The sequence below is a fragment of the Paenibacillus dendritiformis genome, from assembly GCF_015845845.1.
Classification (GTDB): Bacteria; Bacillota; Bacilli; order Paenibacillales; family Paenibacillaceae; genus Paenibacillus_B; species Paenibacillus_B dendritiformis_C.
Genome location: NZ_LDIG01000010.1, coordinates 1 through 202, shown reverse-complemented (window position 1 = coordinate 202; position 202 = coordinate 1). Strand labels below are relative to the sequence as shown.

At 70.8% G+C, this 202-nt stretch carries 1 protein-coding gene; it reads right to left on the bottom strand.

The features are described 5' to 3' along the window. Positions 1 to 202: AMP-binding protein (locus ABD76_RS00095; RefSeq protein WP_197253204.1), on the bottom strand; the 202-nt coding region annotated here is incomplete at both ends.

The window sequence follows — 202 nt, the reverse complement described above, 5'->3', positions numbered from 1 at the left end:
GAGGTTGGCATCCGACAGCAGTGGCGACAGCGGCACCATCGCCGCCCCGGCGCGCCAGATCCCCAGCAGCAACTCGTGGGCCCAGAGGCCATTGCCGAGCACGGTCGCGACCTGATCGCCCGGACGCACGCCCAGCGCCACCAGGGCGTGTGCGATACGGTTCGCGCGTTGGTTGTAGCCGCGCCAGTCCAGCCGTCGATCG